The sequence below is a fragment of the Geobacillus sp. WSUCF-018B genome (assembly GCF_002809985.1).
In the GTDB taxonomy this organism is placed as follows: domain Bacteria; phylum Bacillota; class Bacilli; order Bacillales; family Anoxybacillaceae; genus Geobacillus; species Geobacillus thermophilus.
The window spans coordinates 1-16,925 of record NZ_PIJF01000008.1 but is presented as its reverse complement, the minus strand read 5'-3'; the positions used below and the strand labels follow the sequence as shown (position 1 = coordinate 16,925).

At 51.5% G+C, this 16,925-nt stretch carries 17 protein-coding genes and 1 pseudogene; 1 reads left to right on the top strand and 17 read right to left on the bottom strand.

Annotated features, from left to right (window positions below; genetic code table 11):
• The first annotated feature begins 40 nt into the window (after positions 1–40).
• Positions 41–520: a GNAT family N-acetyltransferase gene (locus CV944_RS03970; RefSeq protein WP_011231410.1), complete on the top strand. Its 480-nt coding sequence runs from the start codon at positions 41–43 to the stop codon at positions 518–520.
• A 110-nt stretch (positions 521–630) separates the two neighbouring features.
• On the opposite strand, the gene CV944_RS03965 is transcribed toward CV944_RS03970, so the two are convergent.
• The 17 genes and pseudogenes from CV944_RS03965 to CV944_RS03885 all read right to left on the bottom strand — a co-directional run bounded on the left by CV944_RS03965 (position 631) and on the right by CV944_RS03885 (position 16,322).
• The gene (locus CV944_RS03965; RefSeq protein ID WP_047818471.1) at positions 631–1,254 is read right to left on the bottom strand and encodes an urease accessory protein UreH; all 624 of its coding nucleotides are present in this window, start codon (positions 1,252–1,254) and stop codon (positions 631–633) included.
• Between the two features lie 20 nt (positions 1,255–1,274).
• Positions 1,275–2,090: an urease accessory protein UreD gene (locus CV944_RS03960; RefSeq protein WP_015375015.1), complete on the bottom strand. Its 816-nt coding sequence runs from the start codon at positions 2,088–2,090 to the stop codon at positions 1,275–1,277.
• Positions 2,087–2,701, bottom strand: coding sequence for an urease accessory protein UreG (gene ureG / locus CV944_RS03955; protein ID WP_011231413.1), 615 nt, complete (start codon positions 2,699–2,701; stop codon positions 2,087–2,089). The genes CV944_RS03960 and ureG overlap by 4 nt, the downstream gene beginning before the upstream one ends.
• A 49-nt stretch (positions 2,702–2,750) precedes the next feature.
• Complete coding sequence (locus CV944_RS03950; protein WP_042380709.1) at positions 2,751–3,428, bottom strand: urease accessory protein UreF; 678 nt, start codon at positions 3,426–3,428, stop codon at positions 2,751–2,753.
• On the bottom strand, positions 3,421–3,867 hold the full coding sequence (gene ureE, locus CV944_RS03945; protein WP_020960052.1) for an urease accessory protein UreE: 447 nt from the start codon (positions 3,865–3,867) through the stop codon (positions 3,421–3,423). The genes CV944_RS03950 and ureE overlap by 8 nt, the downstream gene beginning before the upstream one ends.
• A gap of 10 nt (positions 3,868–3,877) precedes the next feature.
• Positions 3,878–5,587: an urease subunit alpha gene (gene ureC / locus CV944_RS03940; RefSeq protein ID WP_100663856.1), complete on the bottom strand. Its 1,710-nt coding sequence runs from the start codon at positions 5,585–5,587 to the stop codon at positions 3,878–3,880.
• On the bottom strand, positions 5,584–5,919 hold the full coding sequence (locus CV944_RS03935) for an urease subunit beta (RefSeq protein WP_015375019.1): 336 nt from the start codon (positions 5,917–5,919) through the stop codon (positions 5,584–5,586). The genes ureC and CV944_RS03935 overlap by 4 nt, the downstream gene beginning before the upstream one ends.
• A gap of 44 nt (positions 5,920–5,963) precedes the next feature.
• The gene (gene ureA, locus CV944_RS03930) at positions 5,964–6,269 is read right to left on the bottom strand and encodes an urease subunit gamma (RefSeq protein ID WP_020755308.1); all 306 of its coding nucleotides are present in this window, start codon (positions 6,267–6,269) and stop codon (positions 5,964–5,966) included.
• Positions 6,270–6,352: 83 nt separating this feature from the next.
• Positions 6,353–7,054, bottom strand: a complete 702-nt coding sequence (gene urtE / locus CV944_RS03925; RefSeq protein WP_100663855.1) for an urea ABC transporter ATP-binding subunit UrtE — start codon at positions 7,052–7,054, stop codon at positions 6,353–6,355.
• Positions 7,033–7,797, bottom strand: coding sequence for an urea ABC transporter ATP-binding protein UrtD (gene urtD / locus CV944_RS03920; RefSeq protein WP_100663854.1), 765 nt, complete (start codon positions 7,795–7,797; stop codon positions 7,033–7,035). The genes urtE and urtD overlap by 22 nt, the downstream gene beginning before the upstream one ends.
• Entirely contained in the window at positions 7,772–8,830 is a 1,059-nt protein-coding gene (gene urtC, locus CV944_RS03915; protein ID WP_033011724.1) for an urea ABC transporter permease subunit UrtC, read from the bottom strand. Before urtC ends, urtD begins: the two co-directional genes overlap by 26 nt.
• A gap of 11 nt (positions 8,831–8,841) precedes the next feature.
• Positions 8,842–9,735, bottom strand: a complete 894-nt coding sequence (gene urtB, locus CV944_RS03910; protein WP_033011713.1) for an urea ABC transporter permease subunit UrtB — start codon at positions 9,733–9,735, stop codon at positions 8,842–8,844.
• A gap of 61 nt (positions 9,736–9,796) precedes the next feature.
• Positions 9,797–11,053 (bottom strand): urea ABC transporter substrate-binding protein, encoded by a 1,257-nt coding sequence (gene urtA, locus CV944_RS03905; RefSeq protein ID WP_100663853.1) that lies wholly within the window; start codon positions 11,051–11,053, stop codon positions 9,797–9,799.
• 296 nt (positions 11,054–11,349) lie between these two features.
• Positions 11,350–12,747 carry a methyl-accepting chemotaxis protein gene (locus CV944_RS03900; RefSeq protein WP_100663852.1) on the bottom strand — a complete coding sequence of 466 codons (1,398 nt, stop codon included), beginning with the start codon at positions 12,745–12,747 and terminating at the stop codon, positions 11,350–11,352.
• Positions 12,748–12,864: 117 nt separating this feature from the next.
• Positions 12,865–13,536 (bottom strand): annotated as a pseudogene (locus CV944_RS03895) (GntT/GntP/DsdX family permease); the annotation flags it as partial.
• 208 nt (positions 13,537–13,744) lie between these two features.
• Positions 13,745–15,289: a gluconokinase gene (locus CV944_RS03890; protein ID WP_100663851.1), complete on the bottom strand. Its 1,545-nt coding sequence runs from the start codon at positions 15,287–15,289 to the stop codon at positions 13,745–13,747.
• The gene (locus CV944_RS03885) at positions 15,276–16,322 is read right to left on the bottom strand and encodes a LacI family DNA-binding transcriptional regulator (RefSeq protein WP_033008364.1); all 1,047 of its coding nucleotides are present in this window, start codon (positions 16,320–16,322) and stop codon (positions 15,276–15,278) included. Before CV944_RS03885 ends, CV944_RS03890 begins: the two co-directional genes overlap by 14 nt.
• Between the last annotated feature and the right edge of the window lie 603 nt (positions 16,323–16,925).

Below are 16,925 nucleotides of genomic sequence, written 5' to 3'. Positions count from 1 at the left end.
TGATCAAACATCATCATCTGCACAAAGGAGAAGGATCGCCTTGAACATCGTTCCAACCAAACAGTTGGACCGCGCCATCGTCAACCAATTTTTCAACGACCATTGGGGAAGTCCGCAAATGGTTGTTTCAACCGGCATCTATACCTGCAGCGAGCTGGATGGATTTGCGGCTGTTGAGAACGGTCAGCGGATCATCGGACTGATTACATTCATCATCCGTGGCAGCGAATGCGAGATCATCTCGCTAGACAGCATAATGGAAAACCGCGGCATCGGCAGCGCCCTTTTGCATGAGGCAGAGGCATGGGCGAGACAACAAAGGTGCACGGCTGTTCAACTGATCACTACCAACGACAACTTGCATGCCCTTCGTTTCTATCAAAAGCGCGGCTATCAAATTGTGAACGTCTTTCCCAACGCTGTCGACAAGGCGAGACAAATCAAGCCAAACATTCCGAAAACAAGTCCTGACGGCATTCCTATTCGAGATGAGTTGTTGCTGGTCAAACCACTGGTGTGACACGAGGTGATGATGACGCCGCATCGAAAAAGAAGCACCGGCCTTCTCCCAAGACCGGTGCTTCTTTGTTTTGAACAACCCTCCACCTATGACGCCAGCCGCGAGGAGCGTCAAATTTCGGCGGCGATATGATACATGTAATAGACCCCATAGGCGATGCTGATGAGGGAGACGGTTTTCACGATCCATTGATTCATGACTTGCTGTTTCGCTTTCATCCAAACAAACGGAATCCCGAGAAACGTCGTGAACAGCATCATGCCGATGACCGTTCCTAGGCCAAAAATCAAAATAAAAGCAAGCCCCATCCAAGTTCCTTTGACCGTCGTCATCGTCAACAACACCATTCCGGCGCTGCCGGCCAAACCATGGACGATGCCGATCAATGTCGATTTCACATGCAAATGATGAATATCGCCCTGGTGATGATGATCCAGCCTCATTGTCGAACGGAAACTAGCAATTCCTAGAATAACGATCATGATGCCGACGCCCATTTCAAGATAAGAAGCAATCTGTTCAGGAATTTGCCGCTCAAAGGCGATCATCGCCATCCCAACAACGAGCAGCGTCAACGTATGGCCAATTCCCCAAAACATGCCGGCCAGCGATGAAAGGGACAGTTTTTTCGTCCGGCTGGCAATGGTCGAAACGGCAATGACATGATCCGGTTCCGTCGCATGTTTCATTCCAAGCAGCAATCCAAACAAGAGCACAGGCCATATCGTTCCCATTGTCTTCATCCTTTCCCTTGTCAATATTTCCTCCAACAGACTGGCGCTTTCTCACCGCATTGTTGGCGAATGAACTGTTGGACGCGTTGGAATATCGCTTCGATGGCCGATGTTTCATACGCCAATATACGTACAGAAAAGCCTGGAACGGCCGCCGCTGAAAAACCGCAGCGAACCTCTTTCGGCATCTCTTCCATGAATTGGTTGAACTGTTCTAACACTTCCTTTGTGATAAACGGAGAAAGAGCCACGAATGATCCGACATGCGTATAGCCGCCGAGCTGCAGCATGCTCGTTAAGTGCTGCCGCGAGTCCAAGTACAGATGATCAAACAGAACGAGCGCCTCGTCTTGATACACCTTCAGTTTCGAGCGAATCCAATCATAGCGGAACAGCTCGCCGCTTTCCGACCATCCAGGTGTGATGATTTCGCCATAAACAAACGTGGAGCTTGGCGTGATGTACACCGTCGTTTCTTGATAAAAGCGCGCATGCTCATAGGCGATCGTCGGGTCGGGGAAATATTCAAGTACGCTTTGCTCCCCAAGTGACAATCGTGTATACTGCCTTACAGGCGTTGAAGGAGTTTTGTAGATTTTCGCCGCCGACTGGGTCGTCACCATCAACCGGGCGCTGGGCTCGAGGAAGATTTCCATATCATATGAATCCCCATCGACATACCCGCCGCCCACGTGGACAAGATATAACGTCGGATGAGCCGGGTCGAGGTAAACAGGACGCATCAGTTTCAGCGCCCCTTCACTATAGTTGTCCAAAATGACGGTGCGGCCGTTTTTCACGACCGCTGTACATCGCAAACGCCCCGTCCAGCTCATTCTTCCAGCCCTGCCAGCAGCACCTGTTTTTCGATCCAATCCACAACGTCAAAAAGACCAATCTCTTCTTTTAAATTTGTAAAAATGACCGGCTTCGCCCCTCGCGCTGCTTTGGCGTCCCGTTCCATCACTTCCAGACTGGCGCCGACGTAAGGGGCAAGATCGATTTTGTTGATCACGAGCAAATCCGACTTAATCATCCCTTGTCCGCCTTTGCGCGGAATTTTCTCCCCTTGGGCGACGTCGATGACATAAATGGAGAAATCGACCAACTCCGGGCTGAAGGTCGCCGCCAAGTTATCGCCGCCGCTCTCGATCAAAATGAGTTCCACATCTGGATGGCGCCGTTTCAGTTCATCAATGGCCGCAAAATTCATTGATGCGTCTTCGCGAATGGCCGTATGCGGGCACCCGCCCGTTTCGACGCCGATAATCCGATCTTCCGGCAAGACGCTATGTTTGATTAAAAATTGGGCATCTTCTTTTGTATAAATATCATTCGTAATGACCGCGATGCTAAAGCGGCGATGCATCGCCCGCGTCAGCTTCTCGACAAGCATCGTTTTGCCGGCGCCGACCGGGCCGCCGATGCCGATTCGTACCGGTTCCATTCTGGATTCTCCCTTCTCTGTCCTTCTTTCGTTCCACGTCAAACAAGATTTACGACATAAACAATCGAACAGGAAGACGTTCATGCTGCATTTGCGCGATTTCCAAGCCGACGGCTGCCGCCCCGAGCTCCTCTTCGTCGAGTGTCTCGATGATGCTCGCGGCATGAATCAAATATGGCTGCGCCATGACGAGCAGCTTTTGCCCGTCCGTCTGGCCGAGGGGAATGCCGCGAACCGCGTTTTGCACCATCGTTTGTACGGAAGCAAACAAATACGTCAGCACCGTCGTTTGTTTGGCTGCTCCGATTTTGCGGCCAACCGCCGCAAACACAATGGCCGGATGAATGGACCGCGTCGTTTGCACGATCTCATCCAATTCATCGACTCCGTAAATGTCGCGGCACAGTTTCCATAAGCGCCCCCCAATCATTCTCGTTCCTTCTCGCGTTTCCTTCGCCAAGCAGAGAGCAAACAGCGTGTCGTTCAGCCGCTGCAGTCCTTCCATACGATCGACTTCCAACTGCTCATAGGCGATCCGGCACGCCAATCCATCCGTATACGTCAGCTGGGTCTGAATATAAGCGACAAGCACATCGCCAAACGTTTTGGCATCGCAAATTTGTTCATTGTACATGTATGTTTCAAACCCAAAGGAATGGGAAAATGCTCCAGACGGAAAATTCGAATCGGAGAGCTGCAGCAGCCACAACAACTGTTGGTCAGTCATGGCGATGCCCGATATGGCGGAACGCTTGTTTTACTTTCCGTTTTTCCCTCTTGTACGGGATGCCGAGTTGCTGGAGCAGCTCTTCGACTAAATAGTCGTATTGGACGAGCATTTCCCCTTCCTCGAATTGGGCGGGCAAGTGGCGGTTGCCGAGCTGATGAGCAATCTCCCCCATTTGTTTCATGGAAACCGGCTGGATGACAAGCAAATCATCGGGAAGAACGGATACGACAATGGCATTATGCTCATCCATCCATAACACATCTCCGTCTACCAATTCTTTCGCTTCTTTCAAGCGAATGCCAATCTCCCTCCCATGGTCGGTCACCACCCGCTGAATTCGTTTTACTAAATCATCGCTTGGCATGTACACCCGTTCGATGTGCGGGGGGAGAGAAGAAAGAGCTCGAATGTTGCCGATAACCGTTTCTACAATCATCATCATCACCTCAAAACAGAAAATATCGTTGCGCCATGGCCACAACTTCAGCCGGTTCGCACGTGATGAGCCGCCCATCGACCTTCACTTCATACGTCTGCGGATCGACATCGATTTGAGGCATGGCGTTGTTGAACACCATATCGTGTTTCGTTAACGAACGAATGTTTCCAACCGGTTTGACGATTTTGTGCAATCGCAGTTTGTCAGGGACGCCGCGTTCGAACGCCGCTTTGGACAAAAACGTAATGGACGTTTTCGCGACGGCGGCGCCATAGTTGGCGAACATCGGGCGGTACAGAGCGGGCTGCGGCGTCGGAATGCTGGCGTTCGGGTCGCCCATCACGCTGTAGGCGATCATCCCGCCTTTGATGACGAGCTCAGGCTTGATCCCGAAAAAAGCGGGATGCCAAACGACCAAATCTGCGAATTTTCCGACTTCGACTGACCCGACATACTCCGCGACGCCATGAGTGATAGCCGGGTTGATCGTATATTTGGCTACGTACCGTTTGACGCGGACATTATCGCCTCGCCCCGTTTCCTCCGGCAAGCGGCCAAACTGTTTTTTCATTTTGTCGGCCGTTTGCCACGTGCGCAAAATGACTTCCCCGACGCGCCCCATCGCTTGCGAGTCGGAACTGATCATGCTGAAGGCGCCGATGTCGTGCAAAATGTCTTCTGCCGCGATCGTTTCTTTGCGGATGCGCGAATCAGCAAAGGCAATGTCTTCCGGAACGGACGGATCTAAATGATGACACACCATTAACATATCTAAATGCTCATCGAGCGTGTTTTTCGTATACGGCCGCGTCGGGTTCGTGGAAGAAGGCAAAATGTTCGGGAAGCTGGCGACTTTCATAATATCGGGCGCATGCCCCCCTCCGGCTCCTTCCGTATGGTATGTATGAATGACGCGCCCGTTAATGGCCTTCAGTGTATGCTCGACAAACCCGCCTTCATTCAATGTATCGGTATGAATGGCGACTTGCACATCGTACTCATCCGCCACTCGCAAGCACGCATCAATCGCCGCCGCCGTCGTTCCCCAGTCTTCATGAAGTTTGAGTCCCACCGCGCCCGCGCGGACTTGCTCAGCGATCGGCTCTTTCGCCGATGCGTTGCCTTTTCCTAAAAAACCGATATTCATCGGGAACGCTTCGGCGGCTTCAAGCATCCGGTAAATATTCCACTCTCCCGGCGTGCACGTCGTGGCATTCGTTCCGGTCGCCGGCCCGGTCCCGCCGCCAATCATCGTCGTAATGCCGGATGACAGGGCGGTTTCGATTTGCTGCGGGCAAATGAAATGGATATGGGCATCCACTCCTCCAGCGGTCACGATTTTTCCTTCCGCCGCGATCACTTCCGTTGAGGCGCCGATGACAATATTGACGCCATCCATTAACAGCGGATTCCCAGCCTTGCCGATGGCGGCGATGTTTCCATCTTTGATCCCGATATCGGCTTTGTAAATGCCGGTGTAATCAACGATGACGGCATTCGTCAACACTAAATCGACCGCTTCGTCGCGGGTTGCGAGCGGATGTTGCCCCATCCCGTCGCGAATCACCTTCCCACCGCCGAATTTCACTTCATCGCCGTAAACGGTATAGTCATGCTCAATTTCAACCCATAAGTCCGTATCCGCCAACCGGATGCAGTCCCCAGTCGTCGGTCCAAACATATCCGCGTATTGCCGTCTTGACATGGAAAAACTCATTCTCTTGCTCCCTCCTTCCCGTTGTCATCAAGCGGACCGTTGACCATATTGTTTAATCCGTACACCCGGCGCTTGCCGGAGAACGGGACAAGCTCTACTTGCTTCGCATCTCCGGGCTCAAAACGAACCGCTGTCCCGGCTGGGATGTTCAAATGTTTTCCGTATGCGGCCTGTCGGTCAAATTCGAGAAACGAATTGACTTCAAAAAAGTGAAAATGGGAACCGACCTGCACCGGGCGGTCGCCGCGGTTTATGACCGTCAGCTTCGTAACCGGCTTTTGCCGGTTGCACACAATCGGTTCGTCGCGCAATCGGTATTCTCCTGGGATCATAAGATCACTCCTTTATCCACCTTCATCGGAATCGGCCGGCGCTATTACGACCGGATCGGCTGGTGGACCGTGACGAGTTTCGTGCCGTCCGGAAACGTCGCCTCGACTTGAATCTCGTCGATCATGTCAGCGACGCCTTCCATCACATCATCGCGCGTCAAAATCGTCGCGCCGTATTGCATCAACTCCGCCACCGTCCGCCCGTCGCGGGCTCCTTCCATCAGTTCATACGTAATGAGCGCCACCGCTTCCGGATAATTCAGTTTCAATCCTCGTTCTTTCCGGCGGCGCGCCAAATCGGCGGCCACGACGATCAACAGCTTTTCCTGTTCGCGCGGAGTCAGTTTCACTCATCTCTCCCCCCTCTTGAATGCTCCCGCCTATACTCGCAGGTTCAAAAAATCTCTCATTCGCTAACACCGCTGTCTGCTGCTTAAACAGCAAGAAACGATTGAATATAAGTCAAATCAGCCCCATCGACATCCCCTTTCGCCACGACAGCGCCGCGATCCAAAATATAGAAACGATCGGCACAAGAAAACGCCAGCTCCACGTTATGTTCGACCAATATGATGCCAACCTGCTTTTCTTTGGCAATTTTCATAATCGCATCATGAATCAACGCAACGATCGATGGCTGAATGCCTTCCATCGGTTCATCAAGCAAGAGCAGTTTCGGCCGGCCGGCCAACGCGCGGGCAATGGCCAGCTGTTGCTGCTGTCCGCCGCTTAAATCCCCTCCTTTTCGCTGGCGCATCTCTTTTAGGACTGGAAATAATGCATACATTTCCTCAAGGATCGGCTGAGGACGGACGTTCTCGGCCTGCGCTTCCAACCCGAGAAGGATATTTTCTTCCACTGTCAGCGCGGAGAAAATTTCCCTCCCTTGCGGCACATAGCCGATCCCTGCCCGCGCCCGACGCTCCGGCGGCCATCGCGTGATATCTTCTCCTTCCCATTCGATCACGCCTGACATCGGGCGAATCAACCCGATGATCGTTTTCATCAACGTCGTTTTGCCGACTCCGTTTCTGCCCAACACCGCCGTCACCCGGCTGAGAGGAATGTCCATGCGAACTTGATCGAGCACAACGCTTTCGTCATAGCCAGCGGTTACATTCCGGAGGCATAACACGCGTTTTTCCTCCTTCCAAGATACACATCGATGACTTGTTCGTTTTGCTGCACCTCATCAATCGAGCCTTCGCACAATACTTTTCCTTCATGCATGACCGTCACTTGCTTCGAATAACGGCGGACAAAGTCCATATCATGCTCGACAATAATGACCGCACAATGTTCGGCCATTTCATGGAGCCATTCCCCCGTGCGCTCCCGCTCCGCCGCACTCATGCCGGCGATCGGCTCATCCAATAGGAGGAGCTGCGGACGCTGAATGAGCTGCATGCCGATTTCCAACCACTGCTTTTGGCCATGAGACAGGGTGCCCGCTAAGCGATGACGTTCATCGAGCAATCCAATTTTCTCTAGCTGTGCTGCCATCATTTCTTTCTCTTCTCCAGTCAACTTCGCCCGCAAAACGGAACGCAGACGCCGATCTTGTCGCATGGCCAACTCCATATTTTCCCATACCGTCAAAAACGGAAAAATGGAAGGGCTTTGAAACTTCCGGGCGATGCCTATTTGCACGATCTCATATTCCGGCCGTTGCGTGATGTCATGGAAAAAAAACAGCACCCGCCCGTCCGTCGCTCTCGTCCGTCCGCAAATGACATCGAGCAGCGTCGTTTTCCCCGCTCCGTTCGGGCCGATCAAAAACCGCACTTCATGAGGGTAAACCGCGAGATCAACACCTTGCAAAGCACGAAATCCATCGAAGTCAACGACGACGTCACGACACATCAACACGGGCTTCACGTTCATGCCCCCTTTTTGCTTTGATGCGAACGGCAGCGAGCGATTCATAAATGCCCGCCAATCCCTTCGGAACAAACAGCACAACAACGACAAACAAGGCGCCTAACAAAAGCAGCCATAGATCTGGATAATTTTCGCTTAAAAAGCTTTTCGCCGTGTTCATGACGATCGCGCCCATAATCGCGCCCATGAGCGAGTGGCGTCCGCCGACAGCAGCCCACAGCACCATTTCGATTGAAGGAATAATCCCCATCATCTCCGGGGAAATGAGCCCGACTTGCAGGACAAACAATGCGCCTGCCACTCCGGCAAAGGCGGCTGACAAACTATACACAAACACTTTATAGACGGTCGGATTGAATCCTAAAAAACGAACCCGGTTTTCCGCGTCGCGAATGGCAATGAGCACTTTTCCTAGCCGACCAGTCGTTAGACGGCGCGTCATAACGAAAATGAGGGCAAGAACAGCTGCTGTCAGCCAATACAACACAATTTGCGTAAGCGGCGATGATAACGAAAAGCCGAACACGGTCGAAAAATTGGTCAAGCCGTTCGTTCCACCCGTCCATTCTTGCTTGCCGATAAACAGCGTAACAAACACGACAACAACCGCCTGGGAAAGGAGAGAAAAATAGACACCTTTAATCCGATTTTTAAACGTTAAATAGCTTAATAGGGCAGCCAGCAATGTAGGCAAGACGATCGCTGCTATGACGGCCACGACAGGATGCGCAAACGGCTTCCAAAACCACGGCAGTTCGCGCACGCCGCTCCATTCCATAAAATCAGGCAAATGCCCTCGCGAAGCTTCGAGCTTCAAATACATCGCCATGCAATAAGCGCCTAACCCGAAGTACACCCCATGGCCGAGGCTCAAAATGCCGGTATAGCCCCAAATGAGAGAAATGCCGACCGCCACGATGGCAAAGCAAAGAAATTTGCCAAGCAAAGACAGGCGAAACTCCGTTAAATAAAATGGCGCCAAAAACAAAGCAACGAAAAACAGCCAGTATCCCCAACGTTTGTTCACGATGCTTCCTCCCCTCAATCGAGCGACCGCGTCCTCAAGCTAAGAAGACCGGACGGTTTCCATTGCAAGAACGCAATAATGAGAACGAACACAATGACTTTGGCGATGGTGGCGCTTGTGGAATATTCGACGAACGTCGAAATCAAACCAATGCCAAATGCCCCCAGCAGCGTCCCGGCCAGTTTTCCCACTCCTCCTAAAATGACGACCATAAATGCATCGACAATATAGTACGTGCCGATCGTCGGCCCGATCGGCCCAAGCAAGGTCAACGCGCATCCCGCCACCCCCGCCAATCCTGAACCGATCGCAAACGAGTATGCATCAACTTTCTGCGTGGCAATGCCGAGACAGGCCGCCATCGGCCGGTTCATGGTGACAGCCTGAATGCGTCGGCCAGCTCTTGTTCTCGTTAAATACATATAAAGAAAGAACACGATCGCCAATACAAGACAGAGAATAAACAACCGTTTATACGGAAACACCGCCCCAAACAAGCGGATTCCACCATCCAGCCAGCTTGGCGGCACAACCGCCACGTTGGGCGCCCCAAAGATGAGGCGGGCCGTCTGTTGCAAAATCAAACTGATCCCCCATGTCGCCAACAAACTGTCCAGCGGGCGGTGGTACAAATGGCGGATCAAGCTTTTTTCCAACCCCCACCCAAGCAAGGCAGCGATGAGAAACGACGACGGAATGGCAATGACAAAGTACATCCCCGCTGATTGCGGCGCATGATGGGCAAAGATTTGTTGAATGACGTAGGTTGTGTACGCTCCGACCATCATCAGTTCACCGTGCGCCATATTGATGACGCCCATCAATCCAAAGGTGATCGCCAACCCAATGGCGATCAAAAGCAAAATCGAACCGACGCTCAGCCCGTTGAATAATTGGTCAATAAACATCGCCGTCCCCCTCTCATGTCCGCTGGGCAAGAAGGAAGGACATGCCTTCCTCCCCATGCAACTATTCACTTAATCCTTTCCCCCATGGGTAGCTTTTTAAATACGGATCCGGCTTCACCGGCTGGCCGGAATTCCATAACTCTTTGAATTGTCCGTCCGCTTGGATTTCGCCAATGCGCACCGTTTTCCATAGATGCTGCGTTTCCCCGTCAATTTTCACCGTTCCTTCCGGCGCCTTGTATTCAAGGCCGGCCGCCGCTTTTTTCACTTGATCCACATCAAAGGAGCCGGCTTTTTTCACTGCTTCGGCCCATAAATGAACGGCCGTATACGCCGCTTCAATCGGATCATCGGTCACGCGGTCTTGCCCGTACTTTTCTTTATACTTTTGTACAAACGCCTTATTTTCCGGTGTATCGGTCGTCTGAAAATAGTTCCACACAGCCAAATGACCAGCCAACACATCCGGCCCGATCCCGCGGATTTCTTCTTCCGCGATACTGACGGACATCACCGTCACATCTTTCGGTGTGATGCCAGCGTCTTTCAACTGTTTGAAAAAGGCGACATTGCTATCGCCGTTGAGCGTATTGAAGACGACAGCCGGTTTCACTTGTTTGATTTTGCTGATAATGGTGCTATAATCGGTATGGCCGAGCGGCGTATATTCTTCCCCGACCACTTGCCCTCCTTCGGCCTTCAGCTGAGCCTTGATGATTTTGTTGGCTGTCCGCGGAAAGACGTAATCCGACCCAAGCAAGAAAAACGTTTTGCCGCGGTTTTTCAAGAGCCAGCTGACCGCCGGAACGATTTGTTGATTCGTCGTCGCCCCGGTGTAAAAGATGTTCGGCGACGACTCCATCCCTTCATATTGCACCGGATACCAAAGCAGCCCGTTGTTTTGCTCCACAACCGGAAGCATCGCCTTGCGGCTCGCCGATGTCCAACCGCCGAAAATGGCGGCCACTTGATCTTTTTGCAGCAATTTTTTCGCCTTTTCGGCAAATGTCGGCCAGTCGGACGCTCCATCTTCCACAACCGGTTCAATCTTCTTGCCGAGCAGCCCGCCCGATGCATTGATTTCCTCAATGGCCATTAACTCGGCATCGCGCAGCGACACTTCACTGATGGCCATCGTTCCGCTCAGCGAATGGAGAATCCCTACTTTGACCGTATCGCCTTCTTTACTAGCCGAAGACGAATCCTTTTTGTTTTCGTTTTTTGCTTGATCAACAGCTGATGACGCCGCACATCCCCCAAGAGCAAAAACACTGACGCATAAAAGCAGCCATAATTTCCACATGAATGCTGGTTTCATTCGCACACCCTTCCCCCTATTCATTATTCATTTGAAACATCGATGAATTCCTGCCCCTCGTTCATCTAAAAGAGCGCATCCCTCCCTTGTTCCTCAAAAGCGATGCATGTTCTCCACGTTGAGGATTTGTTCTTGATTAGCAGTATAAGGCCCACGTTTCACGGACTCAACATATTTGTCATATTTTATTACATATTTTTGTTATATTTATTATCAATCATCTTCCGACCAATCAGCCAGGTCGAAAAACAAAACATGCCCCAAAAAGGCACACATGCACCTTTTTGGGGCAGCGTTCATTTCACAAGCGACAAATCCGCTCCGATGACTCCGACAATTTGACCGTTATGATCCGTAATGGGAGCGGACACCGTGACGCAAAGATGTTTCGTCAATGCCGATACATACGGATCGGAAACGTACACTGTTCCTCCGCTGGCTTCCTGAAACCACGACCGGACTTTGGCGTTGACCAATCCGGCTGGCGGGTTCGAATAGACAAACGCCCCATCAAGACGATTCGACCAGACAGCCTCAATCTCTCCATTCTCAGATAAAAATCGATCCAGCACGCGTTGATGCATGGCCTCATCCATTTGTTCCAACGGAGCTGACTGAAGCAAAGCCGATAGTTTCTGAATCGTGTTTTTCACGACCGCATCATCGACAGAAATCGTTTCTCTCATCCAATCACGTCCGACCGTTTGCTGCAGCTCCTCCGCTGTCTTTTGCAGCGCTTCATTAATGCGCAAAATCTGTTCGACGCTTTCATGCTGTTCGTTCATATCCGCCGTCACTCGCTCGACAAACCGTTGATTTTCCCGGCTCAATTGCACGATTTCTTCTAGGAGAACGGCGATTTCTTTCACGCTGTCCGACTGCCCAGACGCTGACCGGACAGAAGAGGAGACGAGGTCCGTCATATCATTCAGCTGTCGCTGCAGCAAATGAAGGAACGACATAATCGCTTCCATTTCTTTCTCTTCGACATCGATTTGCTTTGTTTCTTCGCGAACGATATCGGTTGTCGCTGCGATTTCGCGTTGAATAAGGGACAAAATATCCTGTGTTTGCTGGACAGCTTCCGATGTTTGATTCGCCAACATGCCGATTTCCCGCGCGACGACCGCAAACCCGCGCCCATGTTCTCCCGCACGAGCCGCCTCAATATTGGCATTGAGCGACAAAATTTTCGTTTTCTGCGAAATCTCGCCGATCGCTGATATAATTTCATTGATGCGTCGCGAATGATGAACGAGATGGTCCATTTGTTCCAATAACGTTTCATGGTGGGAGCGCAGTGTTCGAATTTCTTTTTGCAACGTCTCCAATGAATTCCATGAATGCAGCCAATGTTCGGAAAACTGCTGGCTGCTCGCATACATATCACGCGAAGATGCAGCGATTTCCCTAGCCGCCTCCTCGATTGTTCGCATTTTGTTCGCCACTTTTTCCGTATACTCCACCGTTTTCTCGCTATGGTCCATCAGCTCTGCCGCACTATTCCGGCTTGAATCGGAAATGTCATTCAGCGAAAGTGCCGCCATCTTCATCTGTTCCATCGCTGCTTTGAGCTGATCAACCGCCACAACAATTTGCCTTGCAATTTGTTGCGGTCCTCCCTGCGTTTCCTCACGTCGAGGCTGATCCAGTTCGCGCTTTATTTTTCGTTCCGCACGTCTCGCAAAAATCAACAGGCGTCACTCCTTATGTCATTTTTTATTACATAATTATAATATAAAATATAACAAAAGGACATATAAAAATAAGACGCCCGTTCTTCTAAAAACGAGCGTCTTGCCTGGAAAAGGCTAGAGAACCATATTCAATAACAAAATGAAGACAAACGCCACCACCGAAATAATCGTTTCCATGACTGTCCATGTCATGAGCGTTTCTTTCACCGTCATGCCGAAATATTCTTTGATCATCCAGAAGCCGGAGTCATTGACGTGCGACAAGATCAACGAACCCGCGCCGGTCGCCAAGACAAGCAGTTCCATATTCGTTCCCGGCATGGTAGCCGCGATGGGGGCAACGATGCCGGCAGCGGTCATCATCGAGACGGTCGCCGATCCCGTCGCTACGCGAATGAGCGCCGCAATGCCCCAGCCTAACAGGAGCGGAGAGAAGTGCGAGTGTTTCGCCACTTCCGCGATTTGTTCGCCGATGCCGGAATCAAGCAGCACTTTGTTGAATGCGCCGCCCGCCCCGATGACAAGCAGGATGTTCGCGACCGGGCCGAGGCAGTCGTTGGCAAATTTCAAGACAGCGTCGCGGTTGAAGCCGCGGGCGTAGCCTAAGCTAAAGAACGAATAAACCGTCGCGATCAAGAGCGCAACAATCGGGTCGCCGATAAAGCGCAGCACTTTCGCCGCTTCTGACTTTTGATCAAGCGTCACGTTTGCCACAGAGGCAATCAACATCAAAATGACCGGAAGCAAAATCGTGAACAGCGTATTGCCAAAGCCAGGAAGCTCACGTGCTTCTTTATGCTGCACAAGCTAATGAGCAATAATAACACGATAATAGCAGCAACAACAATGGCGATTTCCATCACAAGCTCCCCCTTTATCTTTGAGATAAATCGATTTAGTGAACAAAGCAAACGTTTTCAGATCTTTGAAGGAAAGGGCTAAATCGATTTAGCGCCCGATCATAGCCAGCTAAATCGATTTAGTCTTCCTCCCTTTACCCACTCCGCCGCTGAAACGCAGCGATGATGTCAAATTCCTCTTTCAATCGCTCATACAAGCGGGCATACAAATCAAACAGTTCAGCGTAAATGAGCGTATGTTCTTCCTTCGGCTCATGGCGGGCCGTTGTGTCGATCCACGTTTTCACCGTTTCCAGCGACGGCAGCTCGCCTAACGCGTAAAGCGCCACCGCAGCCGCCCCCAGCGCCGACGCCTCGTGCGTCTGCGGCACGATGAGCGGTTTGCCGAGCATATCAGAAAGCATTTGCCGCCAAAACGGCGACTTGGCGAATCCGCCCGAGACACGGATTTCCGACATCGGCCCCGTGACATCGCGAATGGCCAAGGCGACGGATAGGATGCTGAAGCAGACGCCTTCCATCACGGCACGAATCAAATGTTCACGTCGATGATGAAGGCCAAGTCCAAAAAACGTTCCGCGCGCGTTCGCGTTCCAATACGGCGCCCGCTCGCCCGATAAAAACGGCAAAAACACCAGCCCCTCGGATCCAGGCGGAACACGTTCGGCGTATTTCGTCAACAAATCGTATGGATCCATTCCGAGCTTTTTCGCCACTTCCCGCTCCTGGGCGCCGAACTCATCGCGCAGCCAGCGAAGCAAAATGCCGCCGTTGTTCGTCGGTCCGCCGACGACCCAATAGCCGGGCGTCAACGCATAACAAAACGTCCGCCCTTTTTCATCGGTCGTCGGTTTTGCCGCGATCGTCCGCACCGCCCCGCTCGTCCCGATTGTAATCGCTGCTTCCCCCGGAAGCACCGCCCCGACACCGACATTGGCGAGCACGCCGTCACTTGCGCCGATAACGACGGGCACATCAGCGGATACCCCCATTTTATCCGCCCATTCTTTCTTCATTCCTTGCAGAATGTGTATAGCTGGAACTAAACGCGGCAGCTGCTCGCGGCTGATACCAAGAAACGAAAGCACACCCTCGTCCCAATCAAGCGTATCGAGGCGGAACAAACCAGTGGCTGAAGCGAGCGAATGGTCAGCGATATAATCGCCATATAGGCGGTAAAGCACATAGTCTTTCACAGAGACAAACCAGCGGGCTTGCCGAAACACATCCGGCTGCTTCTCTTTCAGCCAAAGCAGTTTCGGCAACGGGGACATCGGGTGGATCGGTGTCCCCGTCCGCCGATAAATATCAAGCCCGTTCTGTTCTTTCAACAGCCGCTCCGTTTGAGCCACGCTTCGGTTGTCCGCCCAGATGATTAAGCGAGTGAGCGGCCGCCCCGACTCGTCAAGCACCATAATCGAGTGCATCGCCGCGCTTAAACCCATAGCTTTCACTTGCGCTGGGCGGATGCCGTGGCGGATCGTCACCGCCCCGACCGCTTGAACGACCGCCGCAAACAGCTCTTCCGGATCCTGCTCCGCAAACCCCGGGTGCGGCTGGATGATCGGATAGTCGATCGCATGAGAGGCCAGCACTCGTCCCTGTTCGCCAAACACAACGGCTTTCGTGCTCGTCGTCCCGATGTCCACACCGATGACGACACGTTCATGAATCTTCATCGTTTCTCCTCCCTTCTTTGCCATTTCCCCGTTTGATCCATGTCCGCTCCACCAATGCCGGGGAGAAACGAAACACGCGCGGGCTGTCGGCATGATTCGAATCCATTTGTTCAAACACACGCTCCGCCGCTTTTTTTCCCATCGCAAACGTTGGCTGGGCGATCGTCGTCAACGCCGGTGTATAAATATCGGCAAACGGCACATCATCGATGTTGATGATCGCCACCTCATCCGGCACACGAACCCCTGCGTCTTTCACAAACCGCAAAACCCCCATCAGCGTCAAGTCGTTGATCGCAAACAAGGCATTAGGCCGCTTCGGTTCGGCAAACCGTTGTTTCAACACTTCCGGCAGCGCGTCCGGATCAGCGGCGATGATGTTCCCATCTTCAACGTCCAGTCCTCTTTTGCGCATAGCCGCCCGAAACCCTTCAAATCGTTCCATCCGCGGCACGTTGTAAGGGACAAGCGGCGGGGTGACAATGGCAATCCGGTCGTAGCCATAGGAAGCGAAATACTGAACCGCCATTTCCGCTGCACCTGCATTATCAAGCAGCACGCTGTCTGCCTCCACTCCCGGCACCATCCGGTCGACAAACACAAGTGGAAACCGTTCCTCGACAAGACGGCGATAGACGTCCTCGTTCTTCCCTGTTGGAAACACGATCAACCCGTCCACTTGCTTCGCCAGCAGCGTATCAACATATGTTTTTTCCTTATCCGGATCATCGCCGGAATTGCAGACAATGACTTGAAACCCGCGCTTTTGGCATTCCTCTTCAATGGCGTGCAGCATTTGCGTTGTCATCATATGAAGCATATTAAAAACAATCACGCCAATGGTCGCTGTCGTCTTTTGCTTTAAGCTGCGGGCGATGGCGTTTGGCTGATAGCCAAGTTCCTCGATCGCTTGAGCGATGCGCTTTCTTGTTTCCTCGCTCATATATTCATAGCGTTTGTTCAAGTATTGCGAGACCGTGCTTTTCGAAACGTTGGCCAATTTCGCGACATCGGCCATCGTTACTTTTTTCAAAAGGGATCCCTCTCTCGTACTAAATCGATTTAGTTCAAAAGCGTTTTCATAAACCGGTTTAGCTTTATTATAAACCAAGTGAAAGCGGTTTACAATAGTTTTTGTTTGAAATCTAAAAATCAATGAATGGTATACGGCCGTGACAGCTTGCCGATCGAGTGATGTCATTCCGCCCGAATGGATCGCGCCAAACGGCTTCATAGATTGTACTTTCATTTTGCACTAAGCAATGCATTGATTCATTTTTATGAACAAATACCTATTTTTACCTGTCGTTTGTTTTAGTATTTTCTACATTATCGTTTGGCGTTTCTGAAACATCTGTGAAAGCCGCAGAAGAACATAATGAGTTTATTAGAGCTTCACAAGCACAATTGTATACCGATACCAATTAACAAAAAGGAGAATGGGACATGCTGACTACCATGACGTCTATTTTAGGCTACCTTTTTATAGGTGTCGTTATTTTAGCTGTTTTTATGGTTTATGAACCTCTCCTACTTGCGATTGCATTCAAATAGTTTTTGGATAACTTCTTTCTTTGCCCGAAAACGGGTTTTCAGCGTTCGATACATGGTTTCACCTCCTATGTTTATTGTATTC